Genomic DNA, 20,673 nt, shown 5'->3' with positions numbered 1-20,673 from the left:
CGTTGCTCATAAATGAGAATCTGCGGCCGTGACGCCAGAATCAACGCTCCAGCGACTGGCCGCACCAGGTAGCGACTTACTTCCACTCCTGCTATGGGCGTTGTGAACTCCGGGGCGTGCCCGTGAGGCTTTCGCTCCAGGCGCCCGGCGCCGGCGAAATCGACGAGTTTCTCAATAATGAGCTTGGACCCGCCTCGAACACCTCAGTTTTGAGCAATTGATGGCGGTGCGTTGCTCATAAATGAGAATCTGCGGCCGTGACGCCAGAATCAACGCTCCAGCGACTGGCCGCACCAGGTAGCGACTTACTTTCACTCCTGCTATGGGCGTTGTGAGCTCTGAGCCGTGCCTGTGAGGCGTGCCCGTGAGGCTTTCGCTCCAGGCACCCGGCGCCGGCGAAATCGACGAGTTTCTCAATAATGAGCGTGAACCCGCCTCGAACACCTCAGTTTTGAGCAATTGATCGCGGTGCGATGCTCATAGGTGAGAATCCGATATTGCCTCGCGAATTCGCTGCGGTCGGCGCCTGCCCTATGTGTAGGAACTCGCCCACGCTGCAGATGTCGATGTCGACGTCGACGTCAGCGCGCGGCGCGTGGCGAGGGCGTTGTCCGATGGACGCCGCCGGCAAGGAGCCGCATAGTGGGCTTCTTGCCTCTGGCATGCTATCCTACTGCCGCTGCCTCCTGCCTCTGGCACACTGCCAGACCCCTGCCTCAGCTACTGCCGCTGCCCCCCGCTGTACTTCGTTAGCTCCGACACAGTGCCTGCCCTCGTGTTCTCATACTTCACCAACTGCCGCTGGGGATCCACAGCTATCCAGGCCGTTTGACCCGTTCCCCTGAACTGCACTGCCCAGGCCTCGAAGGAGCCCGCCGAAACGTCCACCGTCTCCTTCTTCACTACCTCCACCTCGACGGTGTCCTTCGATGCCGCTCTCGTGATGATGTCGTTGAGCGTGGCCTTGAAGCCCATAGCCAGGGGCAAAGCCCTCAGGACCATTACCATCTGTTCATTATCAAAATACGGTGGCTTCGGAAGCTTCATCCTCGCCTCCTGTGGCCCATTGGGAGTCTGCGCGCTGATCACGACGTCGCTGGGGCCGTACTCAGCGATGTAGGTCGCCTGTCCCTGGGCTGACTTCTCCTCAAACTCGGTCCGGCTCGGCACGAGAGTGGCGGGGTTCACGATCACGGCAGCCGTCTCCTCCGAGGCCTCGGCCTTCATCACCGACACCAGGGCCGTCTCAATGCCGCGCGCCTCCACTCTCATCTCCCACTGGCCCAACACGACGCCGTCTTTGCGTATCTCGAGCGTGCTGACCTCGCCTTCACTCCATGGTGGCGTGAACAACAGCGCAGCGGGCCCACCCATCCGTGATCTGGCAATCGCCCAGACTCCTAGAGCTGCGACCGCGATGATCAGTATCGTGGCTGCTGCCGGCATTCCCCTCTTGCGGCCTGCATTATTCGTAGCGCCCAACTCCTCTCAAGAGCCACATTGTGTAGATGGCGATCCCCACTGACGACGCCATAATGATAGCTTCTGCAGCAGCGATCTTGAGTATGCCTAGGCCCAGCGGCACTGTGACGTAGTTGACGCCGGCATGAACAAGTGAAACGCATACCAGGCTTGCGAGCCCAGCCCATGGGCTAGATGCCCAACGGACCATGGCTACTGCGGGAAGACCGGTATGGAGGAGAAGCGCACTCACTCGCTCGAGCAGAACCACCCAGGGAAAGGGCTTTCCCTGGGACGCCGCGAAGGCGAAGGACAGAACCACTGCGGCCTCCATCCCGCCATATCCGGCCCCGGCCAGAAGGCCCGACACGGCTCTCGCGCGCAGGCTAACCCGAATGGCTGAGGGGCTGGGGTTGGGGCTGGCATTGGCGTTGCCGAGTCGCGGCGCATCCGCGCCCGCATTCGCATCCGCACCCGCATTCGCATTCGCATTCGCACCAGTACCCGCACCTGTCGCCGCGATGAGAACCCAGGAGCCGATAACCGCCACGACCAGCTTCGTCGGCTCCTGAACGAATCCGCTGAGGAGCAGAGCCGGAATGGAGAGGACTAGCGGATCAGCGGAAGCGATATTCCGCACCCCCCAAGCGCTGGCACGCGCCTGCGCCGGAATCTGCACGTTAGCTATTGAGGGGGCGAAGGCCGCAGCTCCTAGCATTACGCATAGGGCGCCCGCGGCCCAAATCGCGAAACGTGTGCGAGTCGGACTCGGCCCCAGAGCTGAACCCTTGATGCCGCCGAGCACGCGGCCCAAGTCGACGCCAGCGCCGAAGCCGAGCAAGATGAACACCAGAAATGAACTTCCAGCCATCGCAATGCCAACTGCAACTCCCAGAGGGGTCAAGGCCGCCATGATGCCTCTGATGCTGGTCCATTCCATGAGTCTCTGCCCACCTCCGAACCTTGCGCGCTTCCGCACCTTGCACTCTTTCGAACCTTGCGCGCTTCCGCACCCTGCGCCTCTGCACGATCGCTAGTATCAAGCTCGCTTGCGCATCTTCGCCACGAAGAACCCCTCATACAGCTCGGATGGCAGAACTAGCAGGCACCCATCGCGGCGAATAGTGCTCACGCCAGCGCCAGTGATCTCAAGATCCACGGGTTCCTGCATGAGCACGGCCACCTCCCCTAGCTTCGAGAGCGCCCAGGCCACGTTCTGCTCGTTCTCCTCCGAGGTCAGCGTGCACGTTGAGTAGATCAGGATTCCACCTGGTCTGAGAGCCCAGGCAGCGGTTCTGAGAAGGCTCCTTTGCTCCTTGACAAGGCTCCCGACGTTCCTCGGCGACCACGCCCGGAAGGTCACAGGGCTGTCGGCTGAGAAGAGCCCGACCCCGCTGCATGGCGCATCCAACAGCACAGCGTCGAACGAGGCCGCGAGATCGGGCTCAAGCCGTTTGCCATCTCCGATGCGCACCTCCGCGATGAAAGCGCCCTGCCTCGCGATGTTGAACTTCAGGCGCTCCCCGCGTATCTGATTGAGCTCATTCGCAAGGATGTAGCCTTCGTTTCCCATGAGCGCGGCGATCTGCGTAGTCTTGCTCCCCGGAGCGGCAGTCAAGTCCAGCACGCGCCAGCCGGGTTTAGGCTGCATCACGAGGGGAGGAATCATACTGGATAGGCTCTGAAGATACACCCTTCCATCGGTGTACAGCTCATTCTGCTCCAAGTCCCGCTCCCGCTTGTTCCTTATTATGAGGGCATCAGCATACCACTGTGCTCGCTCATGTTTCACGCCCTGCTTGCGGAAGGCTTCCATAACTTCACGGACATCGGCCTTGAGGGCATTCACACGTAGAGTTGCAGGGCGCTTGCACATGAATCCATCCAGGATTGCATCTAGTTCGCGCGGCCCATACTGCTCCGCCATGCTTTCGATGAACCCTGCAGGCAACGACTGGTACAATCGCTTGTATGACTTAGGTGGCATGAGGCGACGAACTCCTTCTGATAATCAACTCAGGGAGATCATCCAGCCAGGATGATCTCCCTGACAAGCTCGGCCGTTGTCACGAGCTCGCTTATGGACTGGGTCTCGCGGGTGGAATGGACCTGCTCGGCGCCTGTGCCAAGGACGACGGTCTCAATGCCGCGGGTGTTGAATATGTTCCCATCGCTCCCGCCCATCGTCGATTCGAAAGCGGCCTCTCGTCCTATCTTGCGTATGGCCTCGTGCACGCGCTTCACTACTGCAGCATCCCTTGGGATGCTGTAGCCTCGGTAGTGCAATTCGGCAGCAACCCTCGCGGTGGCGCCAAAGCGGGCAGCGGTATCGTGGAAGCGTCTGCCGTACTCCTCTGCAAGTTCCGATGCCCGTGCACCGTCCAAGGAGCGGACTTCGCCCTTGATAGCAACCTGCTCGCATACGATGTTCGTGGCGGAGCCGCCGGAGATGATCCCAATGTTCGCGGTGCTGCGCTCATCCACCCATCCGAAAGGTATCTGGGCGATGGCATGGGCTGCCACCTGTATGGCGCTGAGCCCGTCCTGCGGATTCACAGCGGCGTGGGCTGCGCGCCCGATCACGGTCACGTCGAGCCCTACATGAGTGGGGCTTGAGAGAATAACGGTCCCCACTGGACTTGAGGAATCCAGAACGTAGGCGCTTCTCGACGTCACGGCAGAGTAGTCGAGGTTGCTCGCGCCCGAAAGCCCCCGTTCTTCACTGACGGTAAACACCACTTCAATCGGGGGAAGGTCGGCCCTGACGGCCTTTGCCAGCCTGACGCCTGCAAGAATCCCTACTACCCCAGAGAGGTCGTCAGCAGCCAGTACAGTATCCCCTCCGGAGACTAGGAGATCCCCCTTGACCACCGGTTTCACGCCCCTGCCAGGAACGACCCTATCCAGATGGGCGCAGAGCATAATCGGAGCGCTCCCTCGAGCACCGGGCAGCCTTCCGATCACATTCCCTGCCTCTCCGCCGAACTTCCGCCCGGCATCGTCCTGAATCACGTCGAATCCGAGCTCTCTGAGCTTTGCCTTGGCCAACTCCGAAATGGCGCCCTCATGGCCGGATTCCGCATCGATCCGAGCCATCTCGCAGAACTCATTGATCAACGCATCGCGAAGTTGGGAATCGCCGCCCGAGCGCCCTGAACAACAGTGCTCAGCCATGTAAACCCACTTCTCCTTCCAAACACCATCCTCGATAGTACAAGGACGGATGATCTCACCGATGTGCCCGTTTCAGGAGCTGTATCGCCTTCTGCGCAACAGGCCCTGTCAGAACCGCGCCAAGCAGCGTGCCAATGCCGACTGACCCTCCGAGGGCAGCTCCCACCGCCACGGAGGCCACATCCATTCCCACGCGCGCCCAGCGTATCTCCACTCCCAGTCGGTCATGGATCAGCATCATCATTGCTTCAATCGCCCCATCACCCAGATCGCCCGTCATGTAGATTGCGACGCCCGCGCCAATGAGAGGGATAGCCAGCGCCAGCATGATCCATGATGCGATAGGGGCGCCCGCGTCTGGAATCAGTCTGAGGAGGATGTTAATGTACAGACCGACCAGCACCGCATCCATGACCGTTCCAAAACCCAGGATGCGCCGGTCGAAGACAAACACGACTGCGACAGTAAGCAGGCTCAGAATCTGTTTCGAAGTGCCGATCTGGACCCCAAGAACCTTCGCGACGCCCTGAGTGAGCACCGTGACTGGGTCAACGCCGAGGCCAGCCCTGATGAACAAGACGCCGCCCACACTGACGATAAACAGCCCAATCGCTACCACGGCGATTCTGTGAAGAAGGTCCATCTTATGTCCATTCGCCATGAGCTAGTTTCCACCTCTCGGGCCACACCTAAGAGCGTGAATGGCGCCCCGAGGCCAATCGAGGCCTGGGGGCGCCATTCACGACAGGTCTCGATCCGGCGCCATCGCAACCTTACTTCACCGGCTCGTTCAGTACGGTGATCCTTCCCTCAAGCCCAGGCGATACCGGGTTCACCTTGATTACGTACTCCCGCATCGCATCTCGAAGGTAGAGCTTGGTGTCCAGCAGTATCCTGCAACTCTTCAGCATATCGTAGTGGTCTCCGCCGCCTGTGAGGAAGTCATTTGCGACCACCTTGTAGGTCTTGCCCAAGTCGATTGGCTGCCCATTCACTGTTACGGCAACCACGCGCTTGCCAGGCGCAGCGGCCGCATCGAAGGTATATTCTACACCTGACACCTGCAGGAATGCGCCGGCGGCCGACGGATAGGAGGCCACGCCGTTCTCGAGGGCTTCCCATATCGTCTTCCCAGTAGCTTCGATCATGACGACCCTGTTGTCGAATGGAAGGACTGTGTACACGTCTTTGAGAGTTATGGGGCCCACGTTTATGCTGGCCCTGACCCCTCCGCCGTTCTGCAGAGCGATGTCGGCCCCGGTGATGTCCCGAAGGCTGTCTGCAACCAGGTTGCCCAGATTGGACTCCTTCAGCCGCACTGTGCCTCGCTCACCATCGAGGAACACCTCTGTCGCCCCTATCGCCTCGCCCATCTTGGCGTTGAGATCGTCTGAGTACCTTCTGACCAAGTCCGTCACGCACCCGTCCTCAGGAAGGTTCTCGGTCATGAAAACGTGGCCGAAGTTGAACCCGAGCAACTCCGTCCCGAAGAAGTTCATGTTCAGTTGGGAGACGAGTTCCGAGTGCTTGCCCGAGGAGATTACCCAGGTGTTCCCGACCTTCTGAGGGAAGGCCACGATATCGGTTCCGCCGGCAAGCTCGATGTCGATCCCGCGCACCTTGTCGGGCAGGACGAGGTTATCGCCGTGGAGGTGAGCCAGGGCGATAACCACATCTGCGGCGCCCCGAACCGCATCGACTTGCTCCTTGGCCGCGACGAAGTGGTCCTTGAAGGTGATGCCCTTTACATTGTTTGGATGGGTGTAAACTGCGCTCTCATCATCGGTAAGGCCGATGATTGCGAATCTGATGCCGGCAACCTCTTTCACGATCGATGGCTTGAGGAAGCCAGGATATTCCCCATCGCGATAGGTATTCGCAGAGAGGAACGGGAACTTGGCGGCTCTCGCATTTCGCTCCATTACGGGCTGTGGGAAGTCGAAATCATGATTGCCAAGGCACATGGCGTCATAGCCCATGTAGTTCATTATCTCCATCACAGGCTTGCCCTCGAAGAGATTGGTCACGTTAGTGTTGTATGGCGCATCCCCCACATCGAGAAGCAGGGTGTTCGGCTGGCGGCCGCGCACCTCCTCCACGAACTTGGCCATCCTCGACATCCCGCCTATGGCGTGCTTCGACTGCCCTGGCAGGAACGGCTCGATGTGGCCGTGGATATCCGTGGTCACCAGCATGGTTACGGTCGTGAATTCCGGGTTTCCGACGATCCAGTCCACAATTGCGGCGGCCTCCACTTCCGTGACTGGCTTGTCGGTCATCCAAGGGTTCAGATCAACCCCGTACTGCGCAGCCCTGGCAACATAGTTGATGGGTTCATCCACACCGAAAACGATCCTGGCCACTGCCAATGCGAAATCCCTCTTGGAAATGGGCGCATCGGGGCTGAATTTCCCGTCTGTCACGGCAAGAGCGCGCACCTTAAGAATGCCCTCGATATCCTTGAGAGCGGGATGCGCCACGATGTCGTCCGCAGACGGCACAGCAAACGATTCATCGATAGCGAGCAGGCTATCGGCGTAGGTGAACTTCTTCTCCACCTTTTCAGGCACTATGAGGGGACTGATTGGCGATAGCTTGAATGCCTCTACAAGCATTGTTGCAGCGCCCGCACGGGTGAGATTCGAAGTTGGCGCAGCCGTCTCCGCCTGTGCAGCCCCGAGCACTGGCGCTGCTAGCGCAATGGTCAAGGCTAGGACCAGGGACAGACACGCAAGCAGGGAAATCGGACGTCTTCTTAGCATTGGTCATCCTCCTTAGTTGTTCTGCAGTTGTTCTGCCGAAAAGCACTACTTCGACCGGAGCGGCATTGCGTGACATGAATTCGGCGCGCGAGGGCATATACCTGTCAGTGCCGCTGCATGTTGGAACGGTTCTCGCTACTCCAGATCCGCCGTCCTCACCGCCATCCCGCGGGCCTGAACCGTGAGGACCGCTCCGTCTGAGAAGTGCACCAACCTCTCAGCGTCAGCGGGGTTGTATGCCACATATGTCCTTCGACCGTCCTTCGAGAACACCGCGTAGAGCGCAGTGTCGGCCGTGACTTGCGCGTCGGGCCGTCCGAAGGCCTCCAGGCTGTGCAGCCAATGGAAGGTGTGGGCGCGGGTCTCGCCGAACTCCGGCGTGAATCCCTCTTTCCACAGGCCCAACGCCATGTCGGGATCGGCCATGGCCAGATAGGAGTAGACAATGTCATGCCATGTGTTGATCCTGCTCGCCGCAAGCTCCCCGTAGTTCCTGAGGATGTAATCCGGGTCGTGGCCCAGATACAGCGACGCGGCTGTAATCGGCAAGCAGTTTATGCCCAATACCTCAGGCGGGTTATCGGTCCACCAGGTCGTATGCACGATCTTCCCGCCCCAGACGATTGAGCAGCAGACATTCTCGAATTCAGGCGGGAAGTTGTCGCCATGCACGTTGAACCAGTACTCCTTGGCAGCCGCCACCTCACTTGCGTACAGGCACACTCCAAGGTCGCGCACGGTCCTGTTCCCGGTTGCCTCGCCCCAGAGTATCAGAGCTGCCCACGCGTTAATCGCTTCTGACGACGATTCTTGATTGTTTCCCCACATATATCGAGACGTCCCCGATGCCCAGGAATGCCCGGCGTAAGGATCGAAGACGCGGAGGAAGGGATAGCGCAAGTCGGTTCTGTCCCAGTTGGCAATGTCGCGAATGAGCTCCATGACCATCCCGCCCCACCGGCTCTGATCGGCCCAATCCGGATCTCGCAGAGCCGCCGAGGCGGCAGCATATATGTAGTATCCATAGTGGAAATGGTGGTCATTCAACTCAGTGTTTGACCCGTATCCTGCGTTGTAGCCGATGAGCGCACCCACATTCCCGTCGTAGTAGAACAGGTTCTCCGCCTTGCCAGAGTAGACCGAAAACCAGTCCTCAAGCGTTCGTTCAATGGCACAAAGGAAGCCATCCTTCGCTTCCGCATTCCCGACCTGCTCCGCAATGGGGAGTACGTTCGCGAGGCGGCTCAGGTTCTTTCCAACAACGTATGTATTGAGCTTCGTGCTGCCCAGTCCTAGCCGGATATGTTCGCCCTCGCCTGCTGCCTCATCCACGTAGCCTGCAAGCTCAAGGGCGCCCAAACCGCTCGTGGGAAGCCACGGCAGCACCCCAGTAAACCTGCAGCAGGTGCTGAAGGCGTTGCCCTCTATCACCCGCATTTTCCCCCTTATGCTGCGGTACTCCATTGGAAGCAGTGCTAAGGAGGCGTTGTCACGCCACTGGTGAGGGTACAATGCCATGATAGTGTGAGTGTTGGCTCCCTCCTTCGCCTCGGTCGTGACAGTAAAGGATGTTCGCACTTCACTCCTGGCCTCGTCATACTCCCAGTTGGCAGCCGTGTCCGTGATGAAAGCGTAGGCATGCTCGCTGAAGTAACTCAGCGTTTTGGGGCTGCCGTCGGGAAGGATTGCCACCGAGAAGTAGTCGGCGCCATGCCCTGGGGTACAGACCAGTTCCCGCTCGCCCAGGCCATTCCAAGTAGACCCAGCCGGGGCGAATAGGCCGTAGGAATTTCCGTTCACTGTGATGCCTAGGCACTGGCAGCTGGCATCGCCATACCACACCTCAGGTGCGGCGCCGAACCGAATGGCAGGGCGCACGCCGCTGAAGGTGAAGAAGGCGTACGGGCTGCCGTGGGCCAGAGTAGCCGTCATGCTCTTGTGCCCTGCGGCCATCCTGATATCCACTGCCCAGTCACTGTACCCGTCGACCCTAGCGTCGTCAGGCTCGATCCCCTCGCCCCTCACCTCCAGATCCGCCCTGTGCTCCATGAGCACATCAACCTCATCGTCGCGCTCCCAATCGAGGGCATTAACCGGGAACCCGAGCTCCAGGCCGGTGGGGGTGCATTTCGCAGTCAAGGGGTGCGGGTACATCGGAAACGAGTATACCGTCCATGCAGCCGAGCTCCACCACTTGTTGGTGGGAACCGCGCCTACTATGTTCTCTGTTATGAAGGCCTCTCCCGGCGGCCCGTAATGGCCTTTGGGCAGGACTGTTGTGTAGCTTCCGCTGCCAACTGATACGATGCCATGCTCACCGCTGCCCGCAGCGTCAGGCGCACCCGAGCTATCCCGCAAAGCCGAGGCGCCAGATGCCATCGAAGAACCAGATGAAGCCAGAGCCGTAGGAGCTGCGGTCGCAAGGAGCACGATAGCCGCGACGGCTGAGATGGAGAGAAGAGCGGTCTTCCACATGATTAGCCCTCCAATCACACACATATCACTTCCCTTTTGGTATGAAAAGTCTAACACGGTCATTGCCTTCCATCAACTTCTGCGCCCGTTTTCATTGCCGGAAGCCAGTACCATGGTACATATCTGCAGCTAGGTACGGTGGTACGATGACTCCCGGCCTCATCCATGGTTACAATCATCCTGGAAATTCGCGTTCATCGCCTTACTCACGTTCCTCGGCCTACTCGCGACCCAAGACCGCTGCGACCCGAAACCGTGTGCCCCAAGACCACTGTGACCCAAGACCACTGTGACCCAATTCTGAAACGGAGGGATTGTAGTGAAGAAACTCATCGTCCTTGCTGTCGCGCTCCTGGTGCTCGGAAGCCTCGTGACCTCCACAACAGCCGCCAAGAAAGACCAACTCATGGTGTACACCTCAATGAAAGAAGTCCTCATCGGCGAGATCCGCGACGCTTTCGTCAAGAAGTACCCCAATGTTGAGTTCGACTACTATTCGGCAGGCGCCGGAAAGCTCATGGCCAAGCTGGCCACCGAGCGTCAAGCAGGCCGCATCGCCGCCGACGTGCTGTGGACCAGCGAGATTCCAGACTTCTACCAGCTGAAGAGCCAAGGCGTGCTCGAGAAATACATATCGCCTGAAGCTCTCGCAATCGTGAGCCCGGTTAAGGATCCGGATGGCTACTTCACCCCCGCGCGGCTAGGGACCCTCGGAATAGCCTACAACACCAACAAGATAAAGACCCCTCCCAAGACCTGGGATGATCTCCTCAAGCCCGAGTACAAAGACGGATTCGGAATTGCAAACCCCGCAATCTCCGGCACTGCCATGGTGAGCGTGGCAATGATCGCCGACAACCTAGGCTGGGAATACGTGCAGAAGCTCCGGGCCAATGGCGCCAAGATGGGGCAGGGTTCCGGGCAAGTGGTGGATGACACTGCCATCGGCGACCTCAAAGCATGCATCGGCGTCGACTACATCACTATCAGCAAGATTCAGGATGGGGCCACTCTTGGCTTCGCGTACCTTGACAAGATGCTTGTCATCCCCAGCCCTGTCGCTCTGCTGAAGGGCAGCCCGAACCTTGAGACCGCCAAGAAGTTCGTGGACTTCCTCCTCTCCAAGGAGGGCCAGTCCATCATCGCCAGCTCCTTCACACTTCCCATCCGTAAGGACGTCCCAATCCCCAGTGGAGTCGGCCTCGTGTCGCCTGAGGAAGCTGTCAGGCGCGCCATGCCTCTCGACTACCAGAAGGTGCTGAGCGGGAAGGAAGCTATCATAGAGAAATTCACCACGATAATGACTGGCAAGTAGACTCTCACAGTAGGCCCTGATCGCAATGTGGGGCATGCCTCCTGCCAGCCCAGCACTGTCCAAGCTGGCAGGAGGCATGCCCGGGTCTGGAACGTCAATTGCATTCGGAGGTAATGAGATGGCCGAAGTCCGGCTTCAGAACATCTCAAAAGAATACGGAAAGCGAGCAGTCATCAGCAATCTGAGCGTTGCCATTCGCGATGGTGAGTGTTTTACACTTCTCGGGCCATCAGGCTGCGGCAAAACAGTGATTCTGCGGCTGATCGCCGGATTCGAGCGTCCTAGCACAGGCGAGATCCAAATCGGCAACAGGCTTGTGGCCAGCGCCGCCAGGGGGATGTCATTGCCGCCGGAGGAGCGAGGCATCGGAGTAGTATTCCAAGACTACGCAGTATGGCCCCACAAGACGGTACTCCAGAACGTCATCTATCCCCTGCAGATTCAGCGTCTCCCGAAGGCCGAGGCAATGCCTAAGAGCATGGAGGCGATCTCAACAGTCGGCCTCCGCGGCATGGAGAACAGGCTTCCCTACCAGCTATCTGGGGGGCAGCAACAGCGGGTGGCCCTCGCCCGCGCACTCGTATCGAGGCCCGGGATCATGCTCCTCGATGAGCCGTTGAACAACCTCGACGCCAACCTCAGAGAGGACATGCGGTTCGAAATAAAGGAGCTTCAGCGGAACACGGGTGTGACAATCCTGTACGTCACCCATGATCAAGAGGTGGCCCTCGCACTCTCCGACCGCATCGCCATCATGGACCGAACAGGCGCCATAAGGCAGATAGGAACGCCGGAGGAGATCTATGAGGACCCAGTGGATAGCTACATCTTCAAGTTCATGGGCGTCTCAAACTTCATCCCTGTGGATATCCGCAGCGGACGAGCATTCGTAGAGAAGACCGATACCCCAGTGGATTACCCGATACCTGACGGCATGCGAGGCGGAAATCGGCTGGTTGCAGGCTGCCGTCCCTCCGACATTGAACTGATGCGGGAGCCATCCGAAACAACCGGAGTCGTGAGTCGCGTCACCTACCTCGGATCAACCTTCGACTACCTCATTCGACTGGGCGCTTCTGAGATTCGTGTGCAGCAAGACACCAGAGAGGCCCTAATGCACGACCTGGTGTTTCCCGAGGGCGCCACAAGCTCGATCCGGTTCCACAAGGTGAAATGGTTCAGACCAGACGAGATGATGGAGGGGGTGTCGTGATGTCCACTACGAAGCCAGCTGGCGGCAGAGTGCATCCCACGGCCCCAGCGGGCCGTGCACAGCTGAGAGGACGGCGCATCGGAGGCGCTGAGATCATCCTCGGCCTCTCCATCCTTACTCTCGTCATTGTCGTCGCCATACCCGTCCTCCTCATATTCTGGAACGCCTTCTTCGTGAACGGCAAGTTCAACGCGAAAGATGTAATACTCATCATCAAGACTCCGGAAACCTACAAGGCCCTTCAGAACTCATTGCTGATCGCGTTGGGCGTAACGGGCGTTGCCACGGCGCTGGGAGTGTTGTTCGCCTGGCTCGTCACCAGGACCGACCTTCCGTTCAAGCAGGCAATGAAGCTGCTTTTCCTCGTCCCGTTCATGCTCCCGTCTTTCATCGGCGCCATCGCGTGGAAGGTGCTGCTGTCGCCCAGAGGCGGGTACATCAACGCTGCCCTGAGCAGGCTCCTACGGCTTGAGAAGCCGATCTTCAACATATACAGCCTCGGAGGGATAATCGCAATCGAGACCATGTATCTGTTTCCATTCGTGTTCCTTCAGGTAAGTGCGGCCTTGGAGCGAATGGACCCCACGCTTGAGGAATCGGCACGGATATCCGGGATAGGGCTTCCCACCATAATGCGGAAGATCACATTCCCTCTCATAACCCCGAGCATCGCTGCAGGGGCACTTCTGGTTGCCCTGTACTCACTAGCGCATTTCGGCGTGCCGGCGATCCTTGGGACGGAAGTTGGCATCTACAACATCCCGACGCTGATCTACAGGAAGATATACGCAAGCGCGGGAAGCTTCGACTCGATCAGAACAGGGACTGTCCTCGCATCGATCCTTGTGCTATCGGCCGCCCTCATCCTCTATCTGCAGAAACTGGTTCTGCGGAGGGGACGGTACAGCATAATCGCAGGCAAGAGCATGCGTCCCCTGCTTCTCAAGCTGCGGGGGGCCAAGATCCCCATACTGATCATCAGCATTATCTACATCCTGGTGACTGTGATAATGCCGACAGTGACCATCTTCCTAGTGGGTTCACTGAAGACTTATGGCCTTCCCATAGCCTTGAAGAACATGACCACGCGCAACTTCAAGTACATCCTGAACTGGCGGATGACCCGTGATGCAGTGAGGAACAGCCTGACCTTGTCCACGGGGGCCGCCATCGTGACGATGCTGGCTGGAACGATGATCTCGTACGTAATCGTGAAGATGCAGGTGCGCGGCAAGTTCCTCCTGGAGTTCCTAGGCGTGCTCCCGTATTCTGTGCCAGGGACGGTGATCGCACTCGGCATGATACTCATGTGGAGCGGCAAGTTTGGAATCAACCTGTACAACACGCCTTGGATCATCCTCGTCGCCTACATCGCACGGTACATGGCCTTCTCCATCAAGTCGAACTCCGCTGCGCTTGAGCAGGTGCACAACTCGCTGGAAGAGGCGGCTCGGTCCTGTGGGGCCACTCACTGGCAGTCAATGAAGGATATCGTGCTGCCGCTCATCAAACCGGGCATGGTTGCTGCATTCTTCCTGATATTCCTGCCTGCCCTCCGCGAGCTCACCACTTCGGTGCTGCTGTACGGACCCAAGACTCGCACCATCGGTGTTGCCATTTACGCTCTGAATGAGGATGGCGAGACTGTTCTCGCAGCCGCGTTGGCATCGATCGCTCTTGTGATCATCGTAGTAGGTGAAATGATCATCAAGCGCGTGACCGGCGGCGAAGGGAGGGCTCAATAAGGTGTCTGACCTCAAGCTAGTGAACGTAACGAAGCGCTTCGGCGACGTGACGGCAGTCAACAACCTGAACCTCCACATACGGCAGGGCGAGTGCTTCTCCTTCCTCGGCCCTTCAGGGTGCGGCAAGACGACCACCCTTCGAATAGTGGCAGGTTTCGAGGATCTGGACGAGGGCGAGGTGCTTGTGGGGGACAAGGCAGTGTCGTCGAGCTACCGGCATTACTACCTGCCGCCCGAGAAGCGCGACTTCGCCATGGTATTCCAGGCGTTCGCAGTCTGGCCTCACCTATCAGTGTTCGAAAACGTGGCCTTGCCATTGCGGTACCGACGCATTCCCCAGTCTGAGGTGAACGACCGGACTGCGCGCGCGCTCGCCCACACCAGCCTCACGGGTTTCGAACGAAGCTTTCCAGGGCAGCTATCAGGGGGGCAGCAGCAGAGAATCGCCCTCGCCAGGGCCATCGCGCTGAATCCCGCAGTGATGCTGCTGGATGAGCCGCTGTCCAATCTCGACCCAAAGCTGCGCGAAGAGATGAGGTTCGAGATCAAGGATCTACAGCGGAAGCTGGGCTTCACCATCATCTTCGTTACCCACGATCAGAGCGAAGCGATGGCCCTGTCCGACAGGATGCTGGTGATGTCGGACGGCGTAGTTCAGCAGATCGACACACCGCTGAACATCTACAACAACCCCGAAAACAAGTTCGTGTTCAGCTTCATCGGCCTGTCGAATTTCATCCCCGTGGAGATCGCGGATGGACGCGCCTATGTGGAGGGAGCACGAGAAGCTGGGGAGATATCAGCGTCTGCAGATGCCGCAAGCGATGCCCATGGAGCCGCAGCCCTTAGCTCATCGGGGAAACCGCTCACTGCGGCATGTCGACCATCGGATATCGATTTTGCGCCAGATGGGACGGTTGCGGGGATTATAAAGCGAAAGGTGTATCTAGGCGACATCATCGACTACCGGGTGACTGTGGGGCAAACAGAGATCCGCGTGCAGAAGCAGCGGCGAAATGCGGGCCTGGCCGAAGGCAAGCCATGCAGGCTGAGGTTCAATAGGCTGCTCTGGTATGAACGATAGTCCCAAAGAGCCTGTGAAGCATGTTTGGATCCGGCTGGTCACAGCCGGGTCTCACATTATTTCGCGTGCTTTCCGGTGTTCGCCGAGTCATCACCTCGAATCCCAGCTTTCATCGCAAGCAACGATACCTGAACCCTATCGCGCACTCCGATCTTGTCGTAGATCACGCTCACATAGTTCTTCACCGTCTGCTCTGCCACAAAGATGCGGGCAGCTATCTCCCGATTCGAATACCCCTGGGCCAGGAGAGCCAGAACCGTCCGTTCCCTCACGCTCAGGCTTTGAACCCATTCACAGCTCACCTCCGCCTCAGGCGCGGCGCCTGAAGAGGGCAGGGCCTCACTTGGCGCCGCAGTGTCCGATGGCGCGGCGTCCGATGGCGCGAGACTCACCGGTGATCCCGTGCGTCTCCTTCGAGCAGAAATAGGGAAGGCAACAAGCAGTGCACCGACGGCAACCGCAAACCCCACCGCGGCCACAGCAGTTCGGCCATAGCGAGCGAGTGGCGAATGCTCCACCGGCAGCCCTGCACGGGGTGACACCGCCACGAATGCGCGCCAATCGGCGCCTTCGATGGGCTGGTGCGTCACCAGAACCTGCTCCTTGCCGATACTCGCTGCGAAGTTCCCTCCTGAGCGCTGGTTCGCCAACACGGTTCGAGGTTGCGAAATGCAGGTCAGCGTCCACGCAGCGTATGCGTCTGCGTCATCCATCCTCTCCGGCGCCGACACTACCCTTCCGCGGCTGTCCACGATCAGTGTGTAGCTCGCCTTAACAGTTCCAACAGAGAAGTAGAAGTTGCGCGTGAAGTAGTCGTTCAAGTCGGCGGCGAACTCCCTGGCCCTGATGAGCAGCACGAACACCCCCAGGGGCCTGCCGGAGAACAGGTGCTTGATCCTTCGCCCCAGCAGCACACACTCGGGGTTGCCAGAGCCGGGGCGCACCCTTGGCGCCCACACAGGTTTGCCATCCGCCTGAAGGATCTCCTGGAATGCCTGGGAGTTCCGGAATGAGACGATGAAATCTGCAGGCAGCGTCTCGCGCATCGTGAGGGCCTTGCGGACGCTATTGGATTCGTCTATGAAGAAGGCGTCGTAGATTCCATCGTCCCCAAAGGCGAATCCCTCAAGGAAGTTGGAGAATGCGCGGTTGCTGGAGGCGACTTCGTAGGTATCCTCGCTGGTGACGTGGGTCAGGAGCACACTGTTCAGATCCTGATTGGCCACGAACTGGAATGAGATATTCTCATATGCCTCGAGCCGCTGACGAAGGCCGAATGCCGCCTGGCTCGCCACCAAATCCGAGTATTCCGCAAGGCGTCCGACCGGCGTCTCGTCTGGCGCTAGGCCGAATGCGCTCACTGCAGCGATAAGGGCTGTGAACGCAATGAGCAAGTACAACAAGCCATCACGCGCTATCCGCGGGTGCAGCATCATTAGCCACTCCTTGGATGCTTCATGCCCCAACCCACATAGGGGCGAGAATGGTCTCGGTACGTCTCAGTCTGCAAGCATCTCATGATTCAACAACGACCGCCTCAATCCTTCACTGGCATGCCGGCGGCACATATCGGGTGCGCCCTAGCCGAGTAGCCCCCCGCACAGGGAGTTGAGAAACTCAGCGGACCTGCCGCTTTCAAGAGGCCTCACCCATCCCGAATCGAGGAGCAGACGGTTTCCCGCAGCACTTGGTTCGCTATCTGTATCTGGAGGATGCACGACAGCCGCAACCGGCCTGCCCTGGGCAATAGCGTACCTCACCGTGTGCATCGTTCCGCCGTCGATACCAGTCTCCACCACTATTAGGCCCTGCCCAAGCCCGCTTTGCAGCCGGTCTCGCTCAACGAACGTTCTCGGCGAGGCCTTCTCGCCGTAGTGGTACTCACTTACCAAGCATCCGCCGCCCGATACGATAGCGTCGGCAAGCCCGCGATTCTGTGGCGGGTACACATCCTGGAGCCCGTGGGCCAGCACTGCAATGCCCCTGCCCCCGGCTGCAACGCAGCCTGAGTGGGCCAGAGTGTCACAGCCGACCGCGAGGCCGCTCGCCACTGTGAACCCGGCGCGGGCGCACTCTCTCCCGAGGGACTCAGCCACTTCCACCCCATATGGCGTGGGCCGACGAGTGCCTGCCAGTGTGACGCGGCTTGGAGCGTTCAGGCAAGCTGGGTCTCCCAGCACATGAAGGAGAACCGGCGATGCAGGGATGCTCTGAAGGCCTACGGGAAACCGAGGGTCTGCCGGTTCCAGAATGTGAATCCCGTTTCGTTCGGAGGCCGCGATTATCGACTCGGCCCTGTGGAGCGCCTCCTCGAAATCCGCCCTCAGTACGGGCCCGCGCATGCCCTGCCTCCGGCCCATCGCATAAGCAAGCGCATCACGCAGATCAGCCCAGTCGGGAACTGCGAATGGCGCCGACTGGAGCATCCGTCTGACTGTTCCACGCCCGACCCCAGGGATAACAAGCAGGGCGAGCAAGCTCAATCGCCTGTCTCCATGCAGTTCCAGTTCACCTCCTGACCCCGCCTGCCTCACGTGCTCCGCTTCCTCGCGAGCGCAGTGCGGTTTACTATATTATACCATTATATGCACTCCGTGTCACTTCGGGCGGCGATGGTAGTTGGTGGATTAGCATGCAGCATAACTGAGGCAGCTGTATAATCTACACATGCGCAGCACTTACCGTAGGGTTTCTGAGCTCCCGAGATTCCCCGAAAGCACATAGGATGGTGTGAGACAATGCAGCTACGGCGCATCTTCGCTTCCATAGCTATTCCACTAGCCCTGCTATCAGTGTTCGCGGGTGAAGCGTCATGCCTTCAGCCAGCCACGGCGGCGCCAGCGCCCACACTGCCTGCACCTGCACCGATCCCGACCCCAGAGGAGATCGAGGCCTTCTACTCCTATGACCAATCCGCCCCTCTGCAGGCCACAATGATAGCTGGGAACTCCAACCTGTGGTATCGCGAGTATGAAGTATCGTATCAGAGCGATGGCGACACGGTATACGCCAGGTATTACGTTCCGCATTCCGCTGACAATGCGCCGGTTCCCGTTATGGTGGGAATTCACGGAATGTTCTCCGATTCGGAGTATCAATTCTGGAGCATAGCGGACTTCGCCGCTAAGCGGGGCATTGCCGTTCTGACGCCGAGCCTTCCTTATCATCACAGGAGGACCGTGGGATTCCCCCTCATCCCAGGGCAGCAACTCATCGTGGGGCAGCCTGATGCGGTGAGAGACAACATCCGCCGTGCAGTGATCGATTGTCGCCGCGCAGTAGATTGGCTATCGGCTCGGCCAGAGGTGAATCAGAACGCCATCTCCATAGCCGGCGTTAGCCTAGGCGGAATCGTGGCTTCCATTGCGTTTAAGATGGAACCTCGCTTCGCAAACGGGATGTTCGCAGTTGCTGGATCAGGGGTTGCCGGGATTCTTCAGAATGGCGACACCGAGCTTCTCCGGATATTCAGAGCAGCTGCAAGCCTGCACCTGCTGGATGTCAGTGCTTTCTCCGATGCTCTGCAGATTGTGGATCCAGCCAACGTTCCAGATCTCCATCCTAGGCCCGCGCTTCTGTTCAATGGGACGAGCGACTTGATAATGTCCTCAGCCGATGCGCAGAGGCTGCGCAGGTCACTGGCGCGAGCTGAGCAGATTTGGACCGATGGCGGGCACTACTTCCCCGTGTGGCCAGCGGAATACCTGTTCACAGCCTACATCGCGCGGGCCGCGACCTCGGTCACGTATCTCGACGCTGGCGAAGGCTACAGATTCGAGGAGGCAGCGGGCCTGCCCGATCTCGGCGCAAACAGGCTATCGGTGGATCTCAGAGCAGAGCTAGGTCAGCCTCTGTGCACCGCCTTCCATGCGCTGTCCGTGCCCCTTATGAACAGAACCCTTCCAGTCGTTGTCGCGAGCCGTGCAACATATGACGAGCTGAGGGAGAGCCTGTTGAGCCTTCCAGCGTTCATATACGTCATTGAGTCAGACAACTGCGCAGAGTTGTCGGCGGCGCTGCACTACACAGCAGCGCTAGGCCTCTTCGCAGACCCGCTCCTGTACTACGTGGCCCCATCCCAGCCTGGCGGGTACTCCGTGTCGTCATTCACAGCGATGCAGGCGGAAGCGGCCAGGCTCACCTTGGCGGACACACTCAAGGCATCTAGAGCAGTCAGAGCATCAGGCTCAGCTGGGGTCCAGGGTAGTCAGGCGTCTCGGGGAATACTAGCCCCAGCTTGCCTCCAGGTCCCAGTTCCAAATGGCCTGTCGCCAACGGTCTCGTTATTCGCAGGCCTGGGCGCACAGTCCGCTGTTGGCCGGTTTCTGGCTGCCTCAATCCCGGCAGAGAGGCTACATGCCATTCCGTGGTTCCCCGATTATCCTCTGGATGGCGCCAAATGGTCATCTGGGCCATCCGTCGAGTCGCAGCCATCTGAGGCATCTGAGGCATCTGAGGCACAGCGCTCGCCAGTGCACGCCCAATAAGTTGTTGCAGCGCGGCGGGTATCAGGGTATTATGGGCGTGTTGCATCGTTGCCCTTACGATTCCCCATATCCCATCGATAGAGAGGATGTTTGCGAGTGGCGAGACTGCCTGCCTACGTTGGGGTGTCTGCATTTGGGATCAAAATCGGGGTTGTTGTACCCGGAGGCGATATGCTTGACATGGTGTACGAGTCGCTTGCCAAATGCAATGACGATGGCCTCCTAGATTCCGGCGACACCGTGTGCGTCACGGAATCAGTGGTGGCGCGTGCACAGAACAACTACGTGACCGTCGACGACGTCGCTCGTGAGGCCCGGGAGAAGCTTGAGCTCGGACCCGGGAGCACACTTGGGATTCTGTTCCCGATACTGAGCAGGAACCGATTCTCATTGGTGCTCAAAGGCCTCGCACGAGCGGTTCCCGAGGGAGCAGTTGTAGTGCAGCTGTCGCAGCCAGCGGATGAAGTGGGCAACCCGATCCTGCCTTGGGATTTCGCCGAGAGGCTCGGCAAGGCCGACAGTGATGTGATCACCCTGGAGGACATCGGCGACGACAGGTTCAAGCACCCGGTCACTGGGGTGGACTACATAGATCTGTATCAGAGCATTATCGAAGGCCAGGGCGCTAGCTCGAAGATCTACCTATGCAACAACCCTCTCCACATAGGCGAGGTTGGCGCAGATGGAATTATCGTGGCCACAATCCACAACAGAGAACGACTCAGAAGCAGGCTTGCGTCAGCCGGGATCAGCAGCATAACCCTGCAGGAGCTGTGCAATTCCGGCAGGCCAGCATGGTCTGAGTGGGGGCTCCTTGGCAGCAACATGTCATCAGGCGATAGGCTCAAACTGGCGCCCCGCCATGCGGATGAACTCGCGATTGCGCTTCAGGCGAGGGTCGCCGAGGGCCTTGGGAAGAGCATCGAAGTGATCGTGTACGGCGACGGCGCTTACCGT

The 20,673-nt window shown here is 59.1% G+C and carries 15 protein-coding genes; 6 read left to right on the top strand and 9 right to left on the bottom strand.

Translation table 11 applies throughout. The features are described 5' to 3' along the window. Positions 1-720: 720 nt before the first annotated feature. The 7 genes from VB144_03495 to VB144_03465 form a co-directional block, all read right to left on the bottom strand. Positions 721-1,482 (bottom strand): hypothetical protein, encoded by a 762-nt coding sequence (locus VB144_03495; protein ID MEA4882723.1) that lies wholly within the window; start codon positions 1,480-1,482, stop codon positions 721-723. Further along, positions 1,466-2,401: a hypothetical protein gene (locus tag VB144_03490; protein MEA4882722.1), complete on the bottom strand. Its 936-nt coding sequence runs from the start codon at positions 2,399-2,401 to the stop codon at positions 1,466-1,468. Before VB144_03490 ends, VB144_03495 begins: the two co-directional genes overlap by 17 nt. A 99-nt stretch (positions 2,402-2,500) precedes the next feature. Next, positions 2,501-3,448 carry an RsmB/NOP family class I SAM-dependent RNA methyltransferase gene (locus VB144_03485; protein MEA4882721.1) on the bottom strand — a complete coding sequence of 316 codons (948 nt, stop codon included), beginning with the start codon at positions 3,446-3,448 and terminating at the stop codon, positions 2,501-2,503. A gap of 38 nt (positions 3,449-3,486) precedes the next feature. Further along, positions 3,487-4,635, bottom strand: coding sequence for a M20/M25/M40 family metallo-hydrolase (locus tag VB144_03480; protein MEA4882720.1), 1,149 nt, complete (start codon positions 4,633-4,635; stop codon positions 3,487-3,489). Positions 4,636-4,690: 55 nt separating this feature from the next. Beyond that, on the bottom strand, positions 4,691-5,296 hold the full coding sequence (locus VB144_03475) for a hypothetical protein (protein ID MEA4882719.1): 606 nt from the start codon (positions 5,294-5,296) through the stop codon (positions 4,691-4,693). A 112-nt stretch (positions 5,297-5,408) separates the two neighbouring features. Continuing rightward, complete coding sequence (locus tag VB144_03470; GenBank protein MEA4882718.1) at positions 5,409-7,397, bottom strand: 5'-nucleotidase C-terminal domain-containing protein; 1,989 nt, start codon at positions 7,395-7,397, stop codon at positions 5,409-5,411. A gap of 135 nt (positions 7,398-7,532) precedes the next feature. After that, the gene (locus VB144_03465; protein ID MEA4882717.1) at positions 7,533-9,872 is read right to left on the bottom strand and encodes a glycosyl hydrolase; all 2,340 of its coding nucleotides are present in this window, start codon (positions 9,870-9,872) and stop codon (positions 7,533-7,535) included. 319 nt (positions 9,873-10,191) lie between these two features. On the opposite strand from VB144_03465, the gene VB144_03460 reads away from it, so the two are divergent. The 4 genes from VB144_03460 to VB144_03445 all read left to right on the top strand — a co-directional run bounded on the left by VB144_03460 (position 10,192) and on the right by VB144_03445 (position 15,229). Continuing rightward, complete coding sequence (locus VB144_03460) at positions 10,192-11,187, top strand: ABC transporter substrate-binding protein (protein ID MEA4882716.1); 996 nt, start codon at positions 10,192-10,194, stop codon at positions 11,185-11,187. A gap of 118 nt (positions 11,188-11,305) precedes the next feature. Next, entirely contained in the window at positions 11,306-12,400 is a 1,095-nt protein-coding gene (locus tag VB144_03455) for an ABC transporter ATP-binding protein (protein MEA4882715.1), read from the top strand. After that, positions 12,400-14,145, top strand: coding sequence for an iron ABC transporter permease (locus VB144_03450; protein MEA4882714.1), 1,746 nt, complete (start codon positions 12,400-12,402; stop codon positions 14,143-14,145). Before VB144_03455 ends, VB144_03450 begins: the two co-directional genes overlap by 1 nt. 1 nt (position 14,146) lies before the next feature. After that, the gene (locus VB144_03445; GenBank protein MEA4882713.1) at positions 14,147-15,229 is read left to right on the top strand and encodes an ABC transporter ATP-binding protein; all 1,083 of its coding nucleotides are present in this window, start codon (positions 14,147-14,149) and stop codon (positions 15,227-15,229) included. A 56-nt stretch (positions 15,230-15,285) separates the two neighbouring features. Here VB144_03445 and VB144_03440 read toward each other — a convergent pair whose 3' ends face one another. Both VB144_03440 and VB144_03435 read right to left on the bottom strand, forming a co-directional pair. Further along, the gene (locus VB144_03440; GenBank protein MEA4882712.1) at positions 15,286-16,662 is read right to left on the bottom strand and encodes a LuxR C-terminal-related transcriptional regulator; all 1,377 of its coding nucleotides are present in this window, start codon (positions 16,660-16,662) and stop codon (positions 15,286-15,288) included. A 147-nt stretch (positions 16,663-16,809) separates the two neighbouring features. Further along, positions 16,810-17,712 carry a DNA-processing protein DprA gene (locus VB144_03435; protein ID MEA4882711.1) on the bottom strand — a complete coding sequence of 301 codons (903 nt, stop codon included), beginning with the start codon at positions 17,710-17,712 and terminating at the stop codon, positions 16,810-16,812. 255 nt (positions 17,713-17,967) lie between these two features. Here VB144_03435 and VB144_03430 point away from each other — a divergent pair, with 255 nt between their 5' ends. After that, complete coding sequence (locus tag VB144_03430) at positions 17,968-19,716, top strand: hypothetical protein (GenBank protein ID MEA4882710.1); 1,749 nt, start codon at positions 17,968-17,970, stop codon at positions 19,714-19,716. Between the two features lie 96 nt (positions 19,717-19,812). Beyond that, positions 19,813-20,673: coenzyme F420-0:L-glutamate ligase (locus tag VB144_03425; protein MEA4882709.1), on the top strand; the 861-nt coding region annotated here is incomplete at its 3' end.

Source organism: Clostridia bacterium (assembly GCA_034926675.1).
In the GTDB taxonomy this organism is placed as follows: domain Bacteria; phylum Bacillota; class DTU025; order DTU025; family DTU025; genus JAYFQW01.
Note: the sequence above shows the minus strand (reverse complement) of the source record. Positions and strands in the feature narration are given on the sequence as shown.